Source organism: Enterococcus olivae (genome assembly GCF_053760925.1).
In genome coordinates, this window is the sequence record NZ_JBSMVT010000002.1 from 1 (window position 1) to 21,001 (window position 21,001).

20 protein-coding genes are annotated in these 21,001 nt (G+C 40.3%); 5 read left to right on the forward strand and 15 right to left on the reverse strand.

Annotated features, from left to right (window positions below):
- Positions 1 to 128: 128 nt before the first annotated feature.
- The 4 genes from ACWODM_RS02115 to ACWODM_RS02130 form a co-directional block, all read right to left on the reverse strand.
- The gene (locus tag ACWODM_RS02115) at positions 129 to 2,162 is read right to left on the reverse strand and encodes an ABC transporter permease (RefSeq protein ID WP_455319716.1); all 2,034 of its coding nucleotides are present in this window, start codon (positions 2,160 to 2,162) and stop codon (positions 129 to 131) included.
- A gap of 1 nt (position 2,163) precedes the next feature.
- Positions 2,164 to 2,925: an ABC transporter ATP-binding protein gene (locus tag ACWODM_RS02120; RefSeq protein WP_455319717.1), complete on the reverse strand. Its 762-nt coding sequence runs from the start codon at positions 2,923 to 2,925 to the stop codon at positions 2,164 to 2,166.
- 92 nt (positions 2,926 to 3,017) lie between these two features.
- Positions 3,018 to 4,007, reverse strand: a complete 990-nt coding sequence (locus ACWODM_RS02125) for an ATP-binding protein (protein WP_455319718.1) — start codon at positions 4,005 to 4,007, stop codon at positions 3,018 to 3,020.
- Complete coding sequence (locus tag ACWODM_RS02130; RefSeq protein WP_455319719.1) at positions 4,004 to 4,687, reverse strand: response regulator transcription factor; 684 nt, start codon at positions 4,685 to 4,687, stop codon at positions 4,004 to 4,006. The genes ACWODM_RS02125 and ACWODM_RS02130 overlap by 4 nt, the downstream gene beginning before the upstream one ends.
- A gap of 542 nt (positions 4,688 to 5,229) precedes the next feature.
- Between ACWODM_RS02130 and rimM the strand changes: the two genes are divergently transcribed.
- Positions 5,230 to 5,754: a ribosome maturation factor RimM gene (gene rimM, locus ACWODM_RS02135; RefSeq protein WP_455319720.1), complete on the forward strand. Its 525-nt coding sequence runs from the start codon at positions 5,230 to 5,232 to the stop codon at positions 5,752 to 5,754.
- Positions 5,744 to 6,481 carry a tRNA (guanosine(37)-N1)-methyltransferase TrmD gene (trmD, locus tag ACWODM_RS02140; RefSeq protein WP_455319721.1) on the forward strand — a complete coding sequence of 246 codons (738 nt, stop codon included), beginning with the start codon at positions 5,744 to 5,746 and terminating at the stop codon, positions 6,479 to 6,481. The genes rimM and trmD overlap by 11 nt, the downstream gene beginning before the upstream one ends.
- 24 nt (positions 6,482 to 6,505) lie before the next feature.
- On the opposite strand, the gene rlmN is transcribed toward trmD, so the two are convergent.
- Positions 6,506 to 7,573 (reverse strand): 23S rRNA (adenine(2503)-C(2))-methyltransferase RlmN, encoded by a 1,068-nt coding sequence (gene rlmN / locus ACWODM_RS02145; protein ID WP_455319722.1) that lies wholly within the window; start codon positions 7,571 to 7,573, stop codon positions 6,506 to 6,508.
- A 377-nt stretch (positions 7,574 to 7,950) separates the two neighbouring features.
- Between rlmN and rplS the strand changes: the two genes are divergently transcribed.
- Positions 7,951 to 8,298, forward strand: coding sequence for a 50S ribosomal protein L19 (gene rplS / locus ACWODM_RS02150; protein WP_455319723.1), 348 nt, complete (start codon positions 7,951 to 7,953; stop codon positions 8,296 to 8,298).
- A 173-nt stretch (positions 8,299 to 8,471) separates the two neighbouring features.
- Complete coding sequence (locus ACWODM_RS02155) at positions 8,472 to 9,386, forward strand: DMT family transporter (protein ID WP_455319724.1); 915 nt, start codon at positions 8,472 to 8,474, stop codon at positions 9,384 to 9,386.
- Between the two features lie 111 nt (positions 9,387 to 9,497).
- Here ACWODM_RS02155 and ACWODM_RS02160 read toward each other — a convergent pair whose 3' ends face one another.
- The 8 genes from ACWODM_RS02160 to amaP form a co-directional block, all read right to left on the reverse strand.
- Positions 9,498 to 10,454: a hypothetical protein gene (locus ACWODM_RS02160; protein WP_455319725.1), complete on the reverse strand. Its 957-nt coding sequence runs from the start codon at positions 10,452 to 10,454 to the stop codon at positions 9,498 to 9,500.
- 242 nt (positions 10,455 to 10,696) lie between these two features.
- Positions 10,697 to 12,793, reverse strand: a complete 2,097-nt coding sequence (locus ACWODM_RS02165; RefSeq protein ID WP_455319726.1) for a heavy metal translocating P-type ATPase — start codon at positions 12,791 to 12,793, stop codon at positions 10,697 to 10,699.
- Between the two features lie 235 nt (positions 12,794 to 13,028).
- On the reverse strand, positions 13,029 to 14,717 hold the full coding sequence (locus ACWODM_RS02170) for a methyl-accepting chemotaxis protein (protein ID WP_455319727.1): 1,689 nt from the start codon (positions 14,715 to 14,717) through the stop codon (positions 13,029 to 13,031).
- A 199-nt stretch (positions 14,718 to 14,916) separates the two neighbouring features.
- A complete protein-coding gene (locus tag ACWODM_RS02175) occupies positions 14,917 to 15,126 on the reverse strand; it encodes a hypothetical protein (RefSeq protein ID WP_455319728.1) in 210 nt (69 codons plus the stop codon).
- 108 nt (positions 15,127 to 15,234) lie between these two features.
- Complete coding sequence (locus ACWODM_RS02180) at positions 15,235 to 15,480, reverse strand: GlsB/YeaQ/YmgE family stress response membrane protein (RefSeq protein ID WP_455319729.1); 246 nt, start codon at positions 15,478 to 15,480, stop codon at positions 15,235 to 15,237.
- 25 nt (positions 15,481 to 15,505) lie between these two features.
- Entirely contained in the window at positions 15,506 to 16,063 is a 558-nt protein-coding gene (locus ACWODM_RS02185) for an Asp23/Gls24 family envelope stress response protein (RefSeq protein WP_455319730.1), read from the reverse strand.
- 26 nt (positions 16,064 to 16,089) lie between these two features.
- Entirely contained in the window at positions 16,090 to 16,284 is a 195-nt protein-coding gene (locus tag ACWODM_RS02190) for a DUF2273 domain-containing protein (RefSeq protein ID WP_455319731.1), read from the reverse strand.
- 13 nt (positions 16,285 to 16,297) lie between these two features.
- Positions 16,298 to 16,861 carry an alkaline shock response membrane anchor protein AmaP gene (amaP, locus tag ACWODM_RS02195; protein WP_455319732.1) on the reverse strand — a complete coding sequence of 188 codons (564 nt, stop codon included), beginning with the start codon at positions 16,859 to 16,861 and terminating at the stop codon, positions 16,298 to 16,300.
- A 533-nt stretch (positions 16,862 to 17,394) separates the two neighbouring features.
- Between amaP and ACWODM_RS02200 the strand changes: the two genes are divergently transcribed.
- On the forward strand, positions 17,395 to 18,855 hold the full coding sequence (locus ACWODM_RS02200) for a helix-turn-helix domain-containing protein (RefSeq protein WP_455319733.1): 1,461 nt from the start codon (positions 17,395 to 17,397) through the stop codon (positions 18,853 to 18,855).
- A gap of 33 nt (positions 18,856 to 18,888) precedes the next feature.
- On the opposite strand, the gene ACWODM_RS02205 is transcribed toward ACWODM_RS02200, so the two are convergent.
- Complete coding sequence (locus tag ACWODM_RS02205; RefSeq protein WP_455319734.1) at positions 18,889 to 19,326, reverse strand: universal stress protein; 438 nt, start codon at positions 19,324 to 19,326, stop codon at positions 18,889 to 18,891.
- A 48-nt stretch (positions 19,327 to 19,374) separates the two neighbouring features.
- Positions 19,375 to 20,988 carry an ABC transporter permease gene (locus tag ACWODM_RS02210; protein ID WP_455319735.1) on the reverse strand — a complete coding sequence of 538 codons (1,614 nt, stop codon included), beginning with the start codon at positions 20,986 to 20,988 and terminating at the stop codon, positions 19,375 to 19,377.
- Positions 20,989 to 21,001: the final 13 nt, after the last annotated feature.

Genomic DNA, 21,001 nt, shown 5'->3' on the forward strand with positions numbered 1-21,001 from the left:
TAAATCTGTTACAATAATATCCATAAGAAACCGCCTCTTGTAAGTAGTGCTCGCCAGCCTAATTACTAGAGTAACGGTTTCTTTTTTATTCGTCTAATGTTCTACCTCAATAAATTTTACACTTAGCCTCAAGGGTTTTCACGTTCAACGATCTGATAATAGGTACGGGCAGTCAACAGATAAACGATAAAATAAAGAATCGTAAAAGCGACCGCTACCAGTAATGTCGCGTAAAGAAAAACCTGCGTATGAGCAATCTCAAACAATAACAGTAGCTGTTTTATCATTGGAAAAGCAAAGAGCAAGTGACTAAAAGCTGTCAGTAGTGGCAGTGAAAAGAACATCAAGACTTGCTGGCGAATCGTTTTTTTGACTTCTGCACGACTCATGCCGACTTTTTGTAAAATAATGAAGCGTTCACGATCCTCTAAGCCCTCTGAAATTTGTTTGAAGTAGATGATCAGCACCGTTCCTAGAATGAAGACGATGCTCAACAACATACCAATAAAGAAAAAGCTGCTGTCGAAGTCTCGATTGACTTCACTAACAAGATCACGTTCCCCTCTTCTATAAGAATAACCACTCTCTTCAGGCAGTACACCGGTGCTACCGATCCTTGACAACTGTTCCGACAGTTGGCTGGCAAAGTTTATTCGTTGATCGTCTTCTTTGGTTTCAAAATTGAAATCAACCTGATACCACCAACGATCGATCGTAGTCCCTTGATAGTTTTCCGGAACAGTTGCGTTCAGCACTTCATTGAGTACTTCATCATTTGGCATAACGACCAACACGATCTGATTGAATGGCAGTGTAAACTGGTGCATCTTAAATCCTGATACTTTATCTTTTACGTGGAAGAGCAGGTTATCGCCAAAGTTCAACGTATCCTGCTTTTTATAGACGTTTTCTAGTTCATCCACTAGCACCTCATCCTCTGACAAAGTGTAGGAAGTGTGCATTTGACGATTGTATTCCTCCAACGAGATGAAAACATGGTAGTTCGAGCGAGCGATTTTTCTGGCTTCATTGAAATCTAAACCTGCTTCATAGACCCATTGCAACTGACCATTTTCTTTCAGATAAAGCAGTTCTTTACTCGTCTTGACTTCATGGTTTTCAGTGATCTCTACGTTCTCTTCCTCTGCCAGCTGATAGACTTCATCTACCCACTTCTTATTATCAAAAGAAGTAGCAAAGCTGTAATCATAAGGATACTGAACATTCAGATCTGTCTCCCGACCAAAGTACAAGCTCGCCGTGGTCGAGATGGTAATCAATGCCATCGTCGAAAGAATACAAATACTAGCAAGTCCAGCAGCATTTTGCTTCATCCGATACATCATGCTTGAGATCGAGATGAACAAACGCGGTCGATAATAGATTTTTTTGCGCTTTTTCAAAAACCGTAAAAAGGTGATGCTGCCACCGATAAAAAGCGTATAAGTCGCCAAAATAACCAACACGACAGCAACCACAAAATAAAGCATCGCCTCAAACGGAGAATGGATGGTAGCCGCAATCCAATAGCCAATGACTAGGGACAAGACACCAATAAGCGTCAGCAGCTTTTTGGACTTGGGTTCTTTTTCCCCTTTTTTAGCACTGGTCAATAACTCAAGTGGATTCGTTTTGTAAATATAGCGACAGTTTAAAAGAAACAGAAGCAAGAAAATACCGAAAAATTGGAGAAACAGGAACAACAAGCTGCTTCCTTCGATTTGAAAAATAAATTGCTCGCCGATCTCAAACATCTTCATCAGTAGCAACGAGGTAAGTTTAAATAAAACATAACCTGAGATTACACCAAAACTAATCGAAAAGAAGAAGCTGTAACAAATCTCCCAAAAAGATAGTCGATACAAATCACTTTTTCCTAAACCTAAGATATTGTACAAGCCGAGTTCCCTCGTTCGCTGCTTGATCAAAAAACGGTGAGTATAGACAGAAAAGATCCACGTAAATAACATGATCACGATTTGTCCTAAACGAAAAGCGACTTCCACGCCTTCACGTGTGCCTAATGTCTCCATCCCTTGATTGTAGACCAATAAATGAATCATGGTATTGATTGCAACAATGAAAATCATCGAGATCAAAAACGGCAAATAAATCTGCTTATTTTTTCGTAAATTTTGAAAACCTAACTTTGCAAAAAACATTTTACCCCTCCTTTGTCAGCAAGGCGGTCATTGTCTCAGCAATGGTTTCTAAAAACTGCTGGTTGTTTTTTTTCCCGCGATAAAGCTGGTGAAAGACTTGTCCATCTTTGATAAACAAAACTCTTTGAGCATGACTGGCAGCAATCGAACTGTGGGTAACCATCAAAATCGTTTGACCATTATCATTCAGACGTTCAAACAGCTGTAATAATTGATTGGATGTCTTGGAATCCAAGGCTCCAGTTGGTTCATCTGCCAACAAAAGCTCAGGTTGGGTAATCAAGGCTCGGGCAATCGCCACTCGTTGCTGCTGTCCTCCTGATAATTCATAAGGATATTTCTCCAACAGCTCACTGATTCCCAAGGCTGCTGCCAAAGGTGTTAAACGGGCTTCCATCTTTGGATACGGCGTCCGTGACAAAACCAACGGCAGTAAAATATTGTCCTTCACGGAGAAGGTGTCCAGCAAGTTAAAATCTTGAAAAACAAAACCTAAATGGTCACGGCGAAAATTAGCCGCTTCTTTTTCTAAAATTCGATTAAAATCCATGTCCCGCAGCTGGATCAAGCCAGAGGTCGGTTTGTCTAGCGTAGCAATCAGATTCAGCAACGTACTTTTCCCTGAACCGGACTCTCCCATGATCGCCACATATTCTCCTTCATCGATCGTAAAATCGATTTGACGAAGGGCGTGGACTAGTTGACCGCTAAAACGGCTTTGATAGACTTTTTTTACATTTTTTACTGTTAATAATCGTGACATTTTTCATTCCCCCTCTTCTCTATCTTAACGACAAAGGCTCTCAACAGCTACTTACAAAAAGAAATCCAAACTTACAGTTCGGTAAGTTTGGATCATTCATAAAAATTTTGCTCTTTCGGAAAAGTTAGGTAGACCCGCGTGCCTTTTCCCAAGATCGATCCGATCCTCATTTGGATACCGATCTTGCTCGCAACCATTTGGCAAAGATACAAACCTAGACCACTGGCCCGCTGCTGCTCCCGTCCATTATAGCCGGTATAGCCCTTTTCAAAAACTCGCGGCAAATCTTCCGGACGAATCCCAATCCCGGTATCGGCGATCACCAGCTGATCTGGTTCCCAAAACAAAGCAATCTCGCCATCGCTCGTGTATTTGACTGCATTAAAAATTAGCTGTTCCAAAATAAAGGTCAACCACTTGCGGTCTGTATAGACCTGGACATTCAATGATTTCAAAACCAGACGTAAATTTTTCTGCGAGAAAAAAATAGCATACTTTCGCAAAACAACTTTGACGACCGACTCCAAAGAAACCTTTTCAATCACTAGATCTTCATGATCCAGATTCTGACGTAAATAATTCAACATCATTTGCAGATATTCATTGATCTTAAAGAGTTCACTTTTCATTTTGACTGGATCTGGTTCTGGCGACTGCACTAAAAGATCCAAACCGGCGATCGGGGTTTTGATCTGATGTAACCAAAGTCCAAAGTCTTCCAAAATCTCTTCTTTGTTGAAATGGATCTGCTGCTGTTGTTCTTCTTTTTGTTGGATGGCTTTCAAGACCAGTTGCTGATACAAGTCTTCACTACCAGAGCTTGCTTTTGGCAAGAACTGACGAATCTGAGAGGTCATTTCTCTCTCTGTAAAACGTTGCAGCTCTTTGATTTTTTGATGATAAAAATAAAATCGAACCATTGAATAGACTGCCAAAACGAAGGTCAAAAATAAAAATATATCGGTAAAGGGACGCAAAGAGAGATCGTGTAGATACAGAGTCAAAAACGTCAATCCCAGAAATAAAAGATAGATGATATAAACATTGCTGTTTTCCTTTAAATAAGATACGACCACTTTCATTGTGCTTGCCTCTCTATCAAATAGCCTCGGTTTTTAACAGTTTGAATTAGATTCTCTACACCGATCGACTGTAATTTTTTACGAATCCGAGTCATATTGACCGACAAGGTATTGTTGTCAATAAATTCATCGCTGTTCCATAAGGTTTGAATAATGTCTTCTCTAGCCACGACTTCCCCTTGTCTTCCCATCAAAACTGCCAAAATACGTGTTTCATTTGGAGAAAGAACCAACGTCTCTTTCTCAGATTTGATTTGATTTTCTAAAGGATTGAACATCAGTCCCTGAAGTTCATAGGTCAGTGCATGTTGTCCATACTGGTAACTGCGTCGCAGCAAAGCTTGAATCTTCGCCACTAACAAACCTAAATCAAAAGGTTTGGCTACAAAATCATCTGCCCCCATATTCATCGCCATGATTTGATTCATTTTGTCTTCTGCTGAAGAAAGAAAAATGATCGGTACCTCTGAAACCTTGCGAATCTCCTGACACCAGTAAAATCCATTAAAATAAGGCAATGAGATATCCATTAAAATCAAATCCGGTTCGATTATTTGGAATTCTTCAAAAATCTTTTGAAATTCGTTTGGTGAAAACATTTGATATCCCCATTGCTTCAAATGTTCTGAAATACCCGCAACGATCGTCTCATCATCTTCAATCAAATAAATCTTTTCCATGATTTCGCCTCTTTTCTCTTAAAATTAGTTATAACACAATCAGAAAAGAGAAGAAAGTCGATTTTTGAGCTTCCGACCATTCTTTCAATTTTGATAGCTCTCCTTTTTGGTTAGAACCGCTACACTACACAACGAAGGACTCACTTCGGATCAGTTGTGGAACGTCGTTAGTTTTTCTCTCCATTGTGCTAAAAGCTATCTTTCAATCATGACCAACTTTCATGGTAAAGACGGTAATTGTTCGTAGTGAAACGAAACAACAAGGCTGCGACGTCACCGTGCCCAAGAGCCAATGTGAATTACTGGGACTAGTCGCTTGAGCGATTAGTCCCAGTTTGAAGCTTGGCAGGCTTGAGACTTTAGGCTCAAGGTGGTCTCACGGTCGACAAAAGCAGACTTTGTTGTGCAGTGAAGCAATTCTCTTAGAGTCGAACTTCAAACAGTTTCTATTGAAAATAAATCCTCTGAAACGGTCTATGCCTAGAATTCAGAAGCCAACCATGCTAAAATGAGTAGGACTTTAAAAGAAATGAGGGAAAATCGTGACAGAATATCTAAATGTAGGAAAAATCGTCAATACTCATGGGATTCGTGGGGAAGTGCGCGTAATCTCGCAAACAGACTTTCCTGAACAGCGTTACCAAAAAGGTGCTGTATTGACTTTGTTTCAACAAGGAAAAGCCCCACTAAAATTGACGATTGCGAATCATCGCAAACACAAAAATTTTGACTTATTGATTTTCGAAGGTTATCCGAATATCAATGATGTCGAACCTTTTCGAGACGGTATCTTGAAGGTTTCTGAGGAAGACCTGACCGATCTAGAAGAAAATGAATATTACTACTACGAGATCATCGGCTTAGACGTGATCGATGAAGAAGGAAAACTGTTAGGAAAAATCAAAGAGATTCTTTCTCCAGGAGCGAATGACGTTTGGGTCGTTCAACGAAAAGGTCAAAAAGATGCCTTGATCCCTTATATCTCTTCTGTAGTGAAAGAAATTGACTTGGATGCCAACGAAGTCCACGTAGAAATTCCGGAAGGATTGTTAGACGATGCGAATTGATATCTTGACCTTATTTCCAAGAATGTTTGAGCGTCCGATGGGCGAATCGATCATCGGCAAGGCCCGAGAAAAAGATTTACTAGAATTGAAGGTCTCAAATTTTCGCGACTATTCAGATAACAAGCACCAAACCGTGGATGATTATCCTTATGGCGGCGGCGCCGGGATGCTTTTGAAGGTCCAACCGATCTATGACAATCTCCAAGCGATCGAGCAGGAAGCACCTGCGACCAAGAAACGCGTGATTCTTTTGGACCCTGCTGGTAAACGATTTGACCAGGCGATGGCAGAAGAATTTTCTCAAGAGGAACATTTGGTCTTTATTTGTGGACACTACGAAGGCTACGATGAGCGTATCCGTTCGCTAGTCACGGATGAAGTATCTTTGGGTGATTATGTCCTGACTGGCGGAGAACTGGGCGCCATGGTCATGGTGGATGCCACTGTTCGTTTGTTGCCGGATGTTTTGGGAAACAATCTTTCAGCACAAACCGACTCACACTCTACCGGCTTACTGGAACACCCGCAATACACACGTCCAGCCGTTTTCAACGAAATGGAAGTTCCTGCAGTCCTCATGAACGGCAACCATAAGCTGATCGAAGAATGGCAGTTGAAGGAATCTCTGCGTCGAACCTATTTGCGCCGACCAGATATGCTAGAGAGAATCGAGCTGACCGATCAGATGAAAAAACTGCTGAACACCATCAAAAAAGAAGAGAACTAACAAACAAGCCGACTGATCTCGTGATCAAACGGCTGTTTGCTCTTTTTTCATTTGTTTACTACGCAATTGCCCACAGGCAGCATCGATATCCGTTCCGTGTTCTTTACGAATCACACAATTGACCCCATTTTTCTTCAAAACATCGTAAAAAGCTAGTACATCTTCCTTGCTACTACGTGAATACTGATCGTGCTCACTTACTGGATTGTAAGGAATCAAATTGACATACGCCAATTTTGCTTTGTCCTTCAATAAATTCGCCAATTGACGGGCATGTTCTGGCCGATCATTGACATTGTTCAGCATGATGTATTCAAAAGTGATTCGACGGTTAGTCTTTTCAAGATATTCATCAACAGCTGCCATCAATTTTTCAAGAGGGAAGCTGCGATTGATCCGCATAATTGAGGTTCTTAGCTCATTGTTTGGTGCATGTAGAGAGATCGCCAGATTGACCTGTAGTCCATTTTCCGCAAATTCTTTGATCTTATGTGCTAAGCCACTGGTAGAAACGGTGATATGACGCGCACCGATCGCCAGACCTTTTGCATCATTGACAATATGCAGAAAATTCATCAGATTGTTGTAATTGTCGAAAGGTTCCCCGATCCCCATCACTACGATGTGGGACACTCGCTCTCCTGCTTGACGTTCATCAAAATAACGTTGAACCAACATGATCTGAGCAACGATCTCACCCGCGGTCAAATCCCGTTGCTTTTTCAACAAACCGCTGGCACAAAAAGTACAGCCGATGTTGCAGCCGACCTGTGTCGTCACACAAACAGACATGCCGTAGTCCTGTCGCATCAGTACTGTTTCAATCATGTGTTTGTCGGGTAACTGAAAAAGATATTTAACGGTCCCGTCTTTCGATTCTTGGACGACCACTTGCTTTAACGGATTAATCACAAAGTGTTCATCGAGTTTTTGAATTAGATTTTTTGAGAGATTGGTCATTTCATTGAAGGACGATACTCGTTTTTGATACAGCCATTCCCAGACTTGGTTGGCACGGAATTTCCGCTCATCGTTCTCTATAAACCAAGCTTCTAGTTCTTGTTTTTGCATTCCATAAATTGAAGGTTTCACTTTTTTTCCTCTTTTCGAAATAGTCGTTTTCACTATAGCTGAAAATGACCTTGAAAGCAACCATCCTTCAAAAAAAGAAGCAATATTGCTTCTTTCGTAGTTTATTTCACTAGATATTCTTTTGCTGCAGCCAACACATAGTCAATATCCTGTTGATTATTGAAGCCACCTAGTGAAAAACGGATGTACTGATCCGCACTGATACTTAGACAAATATTTTTCTCGAAAGAAACAAATAAAATTTGATTATTTTTTCTTTACACGGCTCTTCAATTATGCTAGTATATTTCAGTGAGTGTAATGCTCAACTATTACAATATTCCGCTGGAGCCTCATAAGAGCTTTATGAATATTTGGGAATAAGGAGAATGATAAATATGAATCCATTGATTCAAGAACTAACTCAAGAACAATTACGCACAGATATCCCTGACTTCCGTCCTGGAGACACTGTACGCGTACACGCAAAAGTTGTCGAAGGAACTCGCGAACGTATCCAGTTATTCGAAGGCGTAGTTATCAAACGTCGTGGAGCTGGAATCAGCGAAACTTACACTGTTCGTAAAATGTCTAGCGGTGTTGGTGTTGAGCGTACCTTCCCATTGCACACACCACGTGTTGCACAAATCGAAGTTGTTCGTTACGGTAAAGTACGTCGTGCAAAATTGTACTACCTACGTGCTCTTCACGGGAAAGCAGCAAGAATCCAAGAACGCAGAAGATAAGAATCGCGTACGAGAAACCCTTGATTTCAAGGGTTTTTTTGTTTCTTCGCTTTCTCAGTTTTTTCTACTATTCTAATAACTGACTGCATAGGTAATTAAATAGGGCAAAAATAAACTTAAAAATGCTATTATTCTTGTTAGAAAAGAAAAATTTACAAGGAGTTTTACTAACAATGAAAGTGAAAAATGAAAGCAAAGGTCATATCTTTGCCATACTCACTGTTTTTATCTGGGGTACCACCTTTATCTCTACAAAAATATTACTGGTTGATTTTTCGCCAGTGGAATTACTGATTTATCGGTTTCTGATCGGCTTTTTAGCTTTATCTTTGGTCGTTCCCAAACGATTCAAATGGACAGGTTGGAAAAGAGAACTGATCTTGGCAGTGGCTGGATTATGCGGTGTAATACTGTATTTTCTATTGGAAAATATTGCCTTGACCTTTACCCTCGCTTCTAATGTAGGGGTGATCATTTCCGTTGCGCCTATTTTTACCGTATTGTTCTCAAAGCTATTTAGCTCTGAAGAAAAGTTGAGTCGGCATTTTTTTCTAGGCTTTTTGATTGCTGTGACGGGGATCATCCTAATCAATTTTAATAGTAGCCAGTTACTGAAGCTCAATCCTACAGGGGATATTTTAGCCGTCCTGGCAGCCATCGTCTGGGCAATCTACGCCTTACTCACTAAAAAAATCAGCCACTGGGGCTACAATACGATCCAAACAACACGGCGAACCTTTGGCCATGGTCTATTCTTTATGTTACCAAGCTCTCTGCTTTTACCTTTTGACTGGCCTCTGGATAAAGTACTAGAACCGATCTATCTGCTTAATATTTTATTTTTAGGGTTAGGAGCCTCTGCTTTTTGTTTTGTCAGCTGGAATACGGCGGTCAAAATTTTAGGTGCGATCAAAACCAGCAACTATATCTATCTAGTTCCAGCAATCACAGTAGTCACTTCGATCCTTGTTTTACAAGAACCTGTTTCTTGGCTCTCTATTTTCGGTACCCTGTTGACGCTGGTAGGGCTCATCCTTTCAGAAAAAAAAGAAGCTACCGCACTTCCAACAAAGATAAAAAGAATATAAAAAAGACCATCTGAAATCCGTTTGTTTTTAAACATTGATTTCAGATGGTCTATTCATTTCTATGATTGAAAATAAATTTTGTCTTTCTATCCAGTCTTTTGTCCTTTGCACTTACCGATCATTAGAACCTGTCATTTTATAGCTTTCTGTTTGTAGCTTGCGGTTGCGTAAAATGTTGATGATCGTTGGAATTGCTCCAAGAGCTGTAAATAAGTAGCTTAAACCCAGATCAGCATAAAAACTGCTGCCTTCGATGAATCCTTCACGAATCAAATCCGGTAGTATTTGAAAGGCATAAACGATATCGACATCTTCGTAATAACTGGCAACACTGATCGACCAGTCTAATCGTGTGCCAAAATAGACCATAATGATCATAATAACTGTACTCCCGATGATTCCTTGACTGCTTAATTGTCCTCCCAGTAGCTCGTAGCCTTTTAATGTACAAACCGCCAAGACGATTCCTGATAAGGCTGCAACGTAACCCAACTGTCCCAAAACAACGATCGTCGCCACACCTAGCAATGAACCAAGTAGAGCACCTACTAAACCACCGATCAAGTTTTCCTTTCGTTGCTTTTTCTCATTGGTAGTTGCAGAGAGTGTTGACTGCTGTGCTTTGAAACAGTCCTCGCAACAGATTGTCGGTACCCCTGCAAGATTATAAACAGCCTCTGTTCCTTCTGCTCCACAAATTTGACAGCAACTGACCATTCTCTGATCTTTTAAAAAGTCTGTGATGATCTCTAACGCCTCTCGTAGTTTCTCGGTACTTTTATTCGCAGTCAAGCCTGTTTTCAAAGTGTAATTGACTTGATGTCCCTGTACCGTACAGGCAGAGATGATCTTTGACTCAGAAACAACACGTTTCAGCAGATCCGCATCCGGTAGCTCGCTATTTTGACTAAGTGACAGCTGCAGAGTAAACGTATACGACTCATTGTAAGGGATCAAACAGAGTGTATAGCCATTAAATTCTCCAAAGATCAATGCTAACTGCTTGTCTACCGATAAGTTTGTTTCTTCGGCGATTTTAGTTAATGCCTTTACAAATTTTTTTGACATTTTTTTCCTCCTGTTTATACCAAATCAACATAAGTTAAGAAAAGTTTAATCGAGTCTAAAAATACTGTCAAATAAAAGAGATTGGCATGAAAAAAAGGACTATGACAGAAGTAGCTTAACCGTAAAATATCCGAACAATAGAAGAGTGGTACTCGTCGCAAATTCCCTTCGATTGGACGAATCCATTCTATTTTGTTCGGACATTTTTGTCTTGTTTTTACTTCTGTCACAGTCACTTTTTCTTATTTTCTGATTTTCAGTGTCATTGCATTCAATGCCACGATCACGGTACTCAAGGACATCAGAATCGCTCCGACCGCTGGACTCAAAAGAATTCCGATCGGTGCCAAAACACCTGCTGCCAAAGGAATCGCAACAATGTTGTAGCCAGCTCCCCACCAAAGATTTTGGATCATTTTTTTTCGTGTTTCTTTTGCTAGATCCAAGAAATGTAAAATATCTTCTGGATTGCTGTTGGTCAACACGACATCTGCCGAATCAATGGCGACATCAGTCCCGGCACCAATCGCGACCCCAATAGTCGCTCGAGCCAGACTAGGTGCATCATTGATCCCATCACCGACCATCATTACGCGCTTGCCTGCTTGGGTCCAAGAAGCAACGATTTTTTCTTTGCCTTCAGGCAGTAAAGCTGAATAGTAATCACTCATTCCTAAATAATCCGCGACATTGGCTGCAGCATCCTCATTATCTCCAGTCAGCATCACTGGTTGAATTCCTCGTTCCTTCAACTCTGCAATAAAGGTTTTCGCTTCTGGCTTGATTTTATCTCCCAAAGCAATCAGCGCGACTAACTTATTTTCAACTAGCAAGTAACTGATCGTATTTCCTTGCTCTTGATAGGATTGAATCCGATTTTTTTCTACACTTTGGTCGATTCGATTCAATTCTTTTTCATTGATGATTTTGACTGTTTTCCCTCTTACCGTTCCTGACAGACCCACACCGGAGATATTTTTCTCATCCTGTGCTTCATAGGGTTGAATCTTTTGCTCCTTCAAATAGTTCATGATCCCGGTTGCGATCGGATGATTGGCTGAGGCTTCCAGCGCACCGATGTACTGTAGTGCTTCGTCTTGAGTATACTGTTCATCCAACAACTCAACACCTGTGACAGAGAAGGTTCCTTGGGTCAAGGTTCCTGTCTTGTCGAGCAGGATCATCTCGATATCATGGGCGTTCTCCAAAGCATTCCGATTTTTTAGCAATAAGCCATTTTTTGCTGCGATCGAAGTAGAACGAGCTACAACCAGAGGAATCGCCAATCCAAGAGCATGAGGACAGGCAATGATAAAGACGGTCACCATTCGTTCCAGTGCATTTGGCAGATCATCGATAAACAACCACAAGACAAAAGTCAAGATTCCAGCAAATAAAGCCACATAGAAAAGCCATTTAGCGACTTTGTCTGACAATGCTTCTAATTTTGATTTTTCTGATTGTGCGAGACGAACCATCTCCATCACTTTGGCTAAATAACCACTTTCACCAGTACCCGTAACTTTGATTTGAATCGTGCCATCGCCATTGACCGAGCCTCCGATGACTTTGTCGCCTTCTTTTTTGACCACACCGCGAGATTCTCCAGTGACGGCGGATTCGTCGACTGTCGTTGATCCTTTTTCGATCCTACCATCTGTCGGCATTTTGTCTCCGGCACGAACGATCAAGAGGTCTCCTTCGTGAACTTCCTGTAGCGAAACTGTCTCTTCCCCATTTTCTGTCAATCGTGTGACCTCGTCCGGTAACAATTCTGCTAGTTTTTGCAAGGCGTCGCTGGCATTAGACACAGCATTCATTTCAATCCAGTGTCCAAGTAGCATGATAACGATCAGCGTTGCCAGCTCCCAGAAAAAGTCCATCACATGTTGATGGAAAAACTGATTCGCAAGGAAGGAATAGATACTGTAAAAATAAGCGACTGAGATCCCCATAGAAATCAGGGTCATCATAGCTGGATTTTTCTGTTTCAATTCCATTTTTGCTCCACTCAAGAAAGGCTGTCCGCCATACACAAAAAGAATTGTCGCTAAAATCAAAACAATCCAGTCAGAACCTGGAAACGTAAACTGAAAGGGCAATTCAATCCCCATCATCGGTGATAGTACAATGATCGGTATCGCCAAAATCAATGAAAGCCAAAATTTCTGTTTGAAGTTTCCCATATGCATGGAATGATCCATTCCACTCATTTCATGGTGCGCGTGGCCTGTATGGTCATGATGCGAATGATTCATTCCGTCCATACCAGAAGAATGTTCCTCATGCTGCATATGATGGTGATGATGCTCGTGTTCGTTCTTTGACTGTTGTCCCATTTTTCTCTCTCCTTCGTTCTTATTTACAGATTACAACATTTTTATTGCGATCAAGAATTTGATATTCTCGTTTACAAATGTAATCTATTTATTTACAGTATACGCGCATCTTTTTTTTTCGTCAATTCATACGACAGCTGTAGAAAGGTGATTTTTGTTTTTACACTAATCAGCACCTCTTGCTTAACACAAAAAACCAAACAACTCCAAATGGCATCGATTGGTTTTTGTTCGATTATACTTTAAACTTCATAGATTCTTCTTTTAGCTGTTGTGCGGTTTGACTCAATGACATGGCAACATTGGCAACATCATTGATCGTTTCTGTTTGTTCTTGCATAGCAACTGCGATCGAATCAATATTATTAGAGGTCATTTGTGAGCCAGTCGAGATCTCTGAGACAGAGGCTGAAACTTCTTCGGCACTTGCTGACAGTTCTTCCGCTGTCGTGGAGACATCTTGGATCTGACTAGTCATGCCACGAATAGCAGACAAGATCGACTCAAAGGATTGACCCGCCTCACCAATAATCTCCACGCCTTCTTCAACAGCTGGTAACGCACTTGCCATCGCATCAGCAACTTTTTTCGTATCGTCTTTGATTTCAGTCGTTAAGGCAGTGATCGATGTGGCAGATTGTTTGGATTCTTCTGCTAGTTTACGAACTTCTTCAGCAACTACGAGGAAGCCTTTCCCTTGCTCTCCGGCACGAGCGGCTTCAATCGTTGCGTTCAATGCCAGAAGATTGGTTTGATCTGTAATACTCGTAATAATATTGATGATACTTTCAATTTCTTCGGTTTCTTTCGCTAGTTTTTGAATCAGCGTATTGACTGCGGACGCAGAATCATAAATCGTATTCATCTGTTGCGTGGCATGATGGATAACTCCTGTCCCCTTCTGTGCCACTTGATTTGTCTCATTCGATGAATCAAATAAAACTTGAGAGGCTTCGGCGATTCGTTGAACCCCTTGTGCCGTTTCATCCATTGCGAGAGAGCTTTCATTGGCTGCACTAGCCGACCCTTGGGCAATATCTGCGGTATCTCCAGCTTGTCTAGCCACTTCTTCTGTCGTTGCCAAAACCTCTTCTGAGCTGGCAGAAAGTTCCTGTGAGGAAGCACTTAGCTGATCTGAATTTCCTTGAATACCAACGATCAAGTCGCGGGTATTGCGCTTCGCTTCATTAAAGATCGTAGCTAACTGTCCAATCTCATCATTTGATTGGACGACAATATCTTCTGTTGCAAGATTGCCTTCTCCGAAATCCTTCGCGGTATCGATCACCGCTAATAATGGCTTCGTTACCGTCCGTCGAACGAGGAGCACCAATGCTGTTACTGCAACAATACTAATAACAAAAATAACAATAGAAATGATTTGAGCTAAGAGAACACTGTCATGGATCTCTTCGTTGATCTCATCCATCTGGCGAACTTGGTAAGCTACCATATCTTCTACCCCAAGTAGCAATTGCGCGGTGACATCACTGATCGTTGTATTGATGATCTCCGTAGCTCCATCGATATTGCCATTATCGATTGCTGAAAAAATCACGGGTACCAGTTCATTGAACTGATCATTGGCTTCATCTACTTCAAGCCAAGCAGCTCTAAATTCGTCTGACTGGATCAGCTTCTCCAGTACAACTAAATTGTTGTTCAATCGATCCATCGCTTCTTGTAGGATTCGTCTCTGATCACCATCTTCTGGACTTAGAACGGCTGAACGCAGATAAGTCGATTGTGTTCCAGCGTCTCTGCGAATACTCGTCGCAAGCAATAATTGCTCTAAGCGATAATCCAAGGCCTCTTCTGTTTCATTCTTCACTTCAGCAAAATTGATAAAAGCGCTACCAATAGAAAGTGCCAATAAAACAATTAGAGAAAGAAAAGCTACGTTTAATTTTTTTCCAACACTCATAATTTTTCTCCTTTTTGATCTTTTCCTGCTTCACACAGGGATGAAGCGTATTTACTTTTTGATGGTGCCTATCGGAGATATCCTTCTCCGCTTCTTATACAAAACCTCCTTTTTAGATAACTTATTTTATACTATCGGCAGATATTTCTAGATTTTTAGTCTTTTTATTAAAAAAATTGCACTTATACATTTATTTTTTTCACAAAAAAACACAAACAACATCGAACATCTGATGTTGTTTGTGAAAGAAGTTTATTTTATTAGAATCGTTTTTTTTAATTAAAAATCGATTCCAGTTTTTATCTACTATAATAATAGTATTTTCAAGAATTTTTTCCACTTTTCCAGATACATGCTCTTCATGCGCATCAAGAGCAGTAATCGAATCACCAATTTGTAAGTTTGGCATGACTCCACATCCTTTTTTTGCAATATGAACAAATGAGAACATCTGTTTTGGATTCTTACTCCTGTTTTTAAGAATCTTGGGGAAGATTTCTATTGTACTTCTAAAAGTTTAAGCACTTCTGCTGATAAAGAATGATACTACTGCAATTAAGATAATTGCACCAATGATGGAAGGAATCAATGCCATACCGGCTAATGATGGTCCCCAGCTGCCTAATAGTGACTGACCAATTGCTGATCCTACCAATCCTGCTACCACATTTGCAATAAGTCCCATTGATGAGCCTTTGTTAATGATTGCTCCTGCGATTGCTCCAATAACTCCACCTACGATTAATGACCAAATCAAACCCATGTTGATCCTCTCCTTTATAATTTTTTTATTGTACACGAGGTTCCGTTCTTACTGGATACTCGTTTGCACCTTTGTTCATAGAGTTTCTTGCTTTTGTTGACTGTTTTGAGATGTAACCACCTGCTGTATTTGCTGCACCGGTTACTTTGTCTTGAACGGTCTCACTGTCTTCTTCGTATTCTTTTTTAGATTTGATGTTCGCAATATTGACATTCACTTCAATCACCTCTAAATGAGTCATTTTTCCAACTTCTCTAGAGATCACTTTTTTGATTTTGTCAAAGATTTGACGGATATCTTTGCCATATTCAACAACAACATCCATGTCCACTGCGACTTGCCTTGTACCGACCTCCGTGCTGATACCTGATGTCACGTTATCGGTATTCACTAATTTTTCAGCTAAATTGGAAAAGAATCCACCATCGACTGTCAATAGACCGTCGATTTCTTCCAAAGCGATCCCAATGATTTTTTGGATTACTTTATCGTCAAAGGTGAGTTCGCCTGTAATTCGCTGAAGTTCAGGTGCTGGTATCGCATCTTTTTCTGGTACTACAGGTACATGCGGTTGTTTTTCCATGTTGGCTCCTCCTAAAAAATTATTTTTTATATTCTGGGCCGCTTGAATGGATCAAAAAAGCCTGCTTCATTCAAGTAAAACCCTAAATATGCACCAATTAAAGTAAGCACAATGATCAGTATTGTCTTGAAAAACCCCACTGTGATGAGTAGGATCGCCAGAATCAAACCAGCAGCTCCTCCAATGATCGGATACTGATACTGATGAAATAATCCATACATATGATCCGCTCCTTTACTCTACACGATGAGAATCTTTGTTACTTTTTGTTGTCCGATACTCATCCAAAACAACTTGTATTTTGATGGTTTCTTTTGTTTCCAGTAAACGTTGCAGCTCTTGTTCAATTTCCTGAACTAAAGCTTGTTGCTTCTCAGGGATTGCTGTACTTTTTCTCATTTGTCCTACGATCTTTACTTTGATCGTCTTTCCGGGAATCTTGATTCTCACGGAAGGTGCCGCTATAAAGGGCTCTTGTCTGACGATCGTCAATACAAAGTGCTCTAATGCTTTTTTTTGGATCTTTAAAGAACCCTGATCCGATTCTAAAAGCAATGAATGCTTCGTGTTTGGAGAAAAGACCAACAGTAAGAACAAAAGTAACAGGACGACCATGCAAACCGCACTTCCCCAAAATAGAACATAAGGAATAGATCCGCCGATCCAAGGATAGTTATACATCGAAACAAAGCGGAAAGGTAAGTAGGCGACCGCCTGATTTTCGATCATTACAAAACCGAGAATACAGAAAAGCAGCAATAAAAAAATTCCTATGAGCCATTTCCAAAGTTTATTCATAACTTCACCCCTTTTTTATTAAAAAAATTGGTTGTAGAAATTATCAATAGTGCGAAAAATATCAAAAGAATGTTTCTAATTATTTTTTTTAGCTAGCTAGACTTAAGATAACAACAGAACGGATATCTTTCGTTATAAATATTCTACAACGATGTTTTTTAAAACAGATATCATTTTTTAACCTACAATGGACACTTAATGACACAGGTGTTTGGTGACTCGAATAAAATTCGTATCTCTGGAAGATAATCGATGTATTGTAAGCCTTCTCTTTATTAGAGTAACACGTTTTCTTTTTAATTGTTTCTTCTTTCCATTTCATTTTTTAAACCAGACTGGATAATTAGAAAAAACACTATCTTTTATACCTACAATACATCTATAATGGGTTAATGGTTTAGGTCAAATAAAAGCAGGATTCTTTTCCTCCCTCTAAACATTCATTCCCTGTTTCAATCTCCCCTTCGCAGTCGAACATACTACTCAATCCCTTTTATAATAATCTAAAGTAAACATCAGAAAGGATAACAAATATGATGTATGGAATTTCTTCGAATGCCTGGTTGAAACAAAACATTTTATTTGCTTTAGAAGAAGAAACACAATTCATTTCCAGTAGAGAACTGACTCAAATCGTTGGCAACTACAGTCAATCTACAATCAAGAAAATTTGTCGAGAGCTTCAAGCGGAAATCGAAATGGCGTATCCTTCTGATTTAGCAACACTAGTCATCGATCAACGCAACGGTATCAAGCTTATAAGAAAACCCTTTATCAATTATCAAAAGCTACTGGCTGCAATTTTCTCTGCCGAACTAGGCTATGAACTCCTGCAGCAGCTACTCGTATCACGTTCCATCTCAACAATCTCTTTTTGCCAAACCCATTATATCAGTGAATCGCAATTGAGAAGAAAGATCAAAGATATCAATGCTTCACTGGAAAAACATGAGATTTATATTTCCCTTTCAACAGACATCACGATCGTTGGGGAAGAATACAAATTACGTTCCTTCTTTTTTGTCTTTCTATTTACGATCCATCGACAATTTTCTCATATTGGTTGGTCGAAAAACAAAGACAGTGTCATGCTGATTGCTGAACAGATTGCTTCGCATCTGGCCATTGACACCGATCATCAAACACTAGAGATCCTATCGATCTGGCTATTCATCACAATGACAGCTATCAAGGGCCATTGGAAACTTATCTATACTGAGCAGGAAGCGAATATGCTCAACAGCTTTTTGATGCCTGAATGTCCTGCGCTACTCACAGACTGGCAGAAAGAAGATTGGCAGTTTCTAGTGATCTCGATCTATGCGTCAGATATCATCGATTTTCATTTACAAGTCAATTTAGAAGCCGTCAAAAAAGAACTACCTCTTCAGGATGCAGCTATTTGGATCGATTTATTTGAGGAGATTTTTATGCCTTTGACAGATATCCAACAGGAATTCGTCTATAAAAAATTTGTCAAACAACTATTGTCGCATCATTTCTTTGAGCCTGACGAAAATATTTTGAACAATTTTACCAAGGGCTACAGCAATGAACTGAAGGATTTATATCCTGTCCTAATCGATAAATACGATACATTATGGAGGAGATTTACTCACGATGTGGAGACAAATTCCTATGAGTACTTTAAAATTGAAAGTTTACTCTTATGTTTCTATTTGGTCCCAACAAAGATCTTCTTTCCAAAAGTCAAAATCTATATTCATTCGGATTTGACTTTCTTGTATACCAAGCATATTGAATTCAGAGTGTCGACAAGATTCTGCGAAAAATATTTTGTTGAATTTACAAGTGATCTCCATAAAGCAGACATTATTTTAAGCACTGTTTCCTTAAAAGGAATGGATGAGTATGTATCGGATTTCAACAACTTGGTGCCAATCATTTTGATCAATTCCAAAATATCTGAAAATGATTTCGCTAAAATTGAAGACACCTTGATCCAAATTACCAACAATTTACTGGAAGAATAGAAAATACCGTCCAAACAAAATGGACGGTATTTTCTATTCTCTGACAATCAAGACATCGCAATGCGCCAGATTGATGATATAGGTTGCTGTAGATCCTGTAAACTGTTCTTCCGATTCCCCAGTTGCTCCAATAACGATCAAATCGATCACTGGTTCTCTTTGCTCAGCGAGTTCAAGAATTTTTTGTTTGGGATTGCCCTCTTCAACAAAGGTAAAGATCTGATCACTCGGAAATTGTTCACTAAGTGTCTCTTTCAGCTCTTTCAGTTCCGTTTCCAAATATTTTTTCGTTTGTTCCATGATTCTTAATGCTCTGGGCGTATTCCATAAATATTGAGGCGTTTCGAGTACCCGAACGATTGTTAAGGACGCATGTTTCAAGGAGGCTTCTTCGACCGCTTTGTCAATGACGGTCTTGGCCATCCTGGAGCCGTCAATAGCAACTAATAGATTTTTATGCAAACGAATCATTCCTTCCAAAAGCTCTCTTTTCTTTATTGTAACAGAAAGACAGTGCTTTTAGGCCCCTTCCAATAAATCTCTGTTCCGATAGCCCAAATATCCCAGTAGGATCATCATCATTCCCAGAAAAGCGATCCCTAGAAATACAATCGGATCAAATTCCTCCACAGGCATCGCTGGAATCCAATTCAATATGGCCGTTTTCGCCAGCCATTCTGGCAGATTTAGTAATTCGCCGAAAAAACTCAGAGCAAAGGAATACGCTAGATAAATATAGGTAAAAGAATGTCCTTTCGGAAACCAACCAAGAAAGATGGCTGCGACTCCTATGAAAAATAAAAGGCTTGGTAGATAATTCAAGCCTGCTGTCAGAAAACTCCCTAGCGTTAGCTTCGTTTCCCCTTCCATCACAAACAGAGCACTTACTCCCAATCCCCCCGCTGAAAACAAGATTCCGACCACTCCCGCAAGCACTGACAGTCCAATCGTATAGCCAAACACTTTTCCTCGACTGACTTTTGTTGCGTATAACTGGCTAAATCGTAGCTGACGTTCCTCAAAAAACAACTTATTGATGATCACGATCGGCAAGATTACTACTAGCAGGATCACTTCTTTTAAAATCGTACTTGTAAACGAAGCCTCAATCGAAATCCCCGACTGCAGGAACATTTGACGCATCAATTCGTTTCCTTCAAGAAAGGTCTGCATGTCGCCATAGATCGAGCCATAGGCCGCACCCAAAATAAGAAAAGCCAAAAACCAGCTGATCATTACTCCTCGATTGATTCGTAGTAACAAACCCGGAACAGAAAGTAAACTTTTTTTGGCATGGGACCTTCCCTCTCTTTCCGGCAGATAACCGGCCCCCATATCCCGATAATTTTCTAAAGCAAAAGCAATAAATACCAGAATCAGGCTAACTATAACAATCAAGTAGAGATAAAATCCATTGTTTTCAGTGAAAGGATTCGTATAATAATTCCAACCCAACGGATTCCACTTTGAAAGTTGTGGATCGGACACATCGGTTCCTGCACGTAAAATATACAGCAAACCGATCGTTCCTAGAGTGCTGCCGATTGCACTGGCCGCATTTGGCATGATCTGAGCGTGAATCAAAGCGAGACTACCACCAAGGATTCCAGCACCACCGATCGAAAGACCAAACAAGATGGCTCCTGACAGATTGATCGTTTCAGCATCAAATATCACCATCGTACCCGCAATCATCAGCGCCAGCAATAGATTGATCACCACTGTCTCTAGTATGACTGCCAAAGAATTGGCTTGTCGTCCGACCTGGAAAGAACGAATTAGTTCGATCAAACCAAGCTCCTCTTCTTTTCTTGTATGACTGATCACGTGTAAGCCAGACACAATCATGGAGAACAGGCAACAAAACAATAGCATGGTTTGACTGTACATCGCGCCAATCGTATAGTTTGCAGCTTCCGTTATTGGTGTCGATCCGACCATTGAGATCATTGCCGGATTCTGTAAGATCTCAAACATCCCCAACAATTCCTGATCTTTGCCGATTTCTTCAAACGCAGGGACAAAGGCACCGGAAAACAACGCCAGACCAATCAGCCAACCAATGATCTTTTTCCAATCTCGTCTCAAATATTGAATAAACAAGACGATACTTCGTGCAAATTTTTCTCTCATTTGTCTCCTCCTT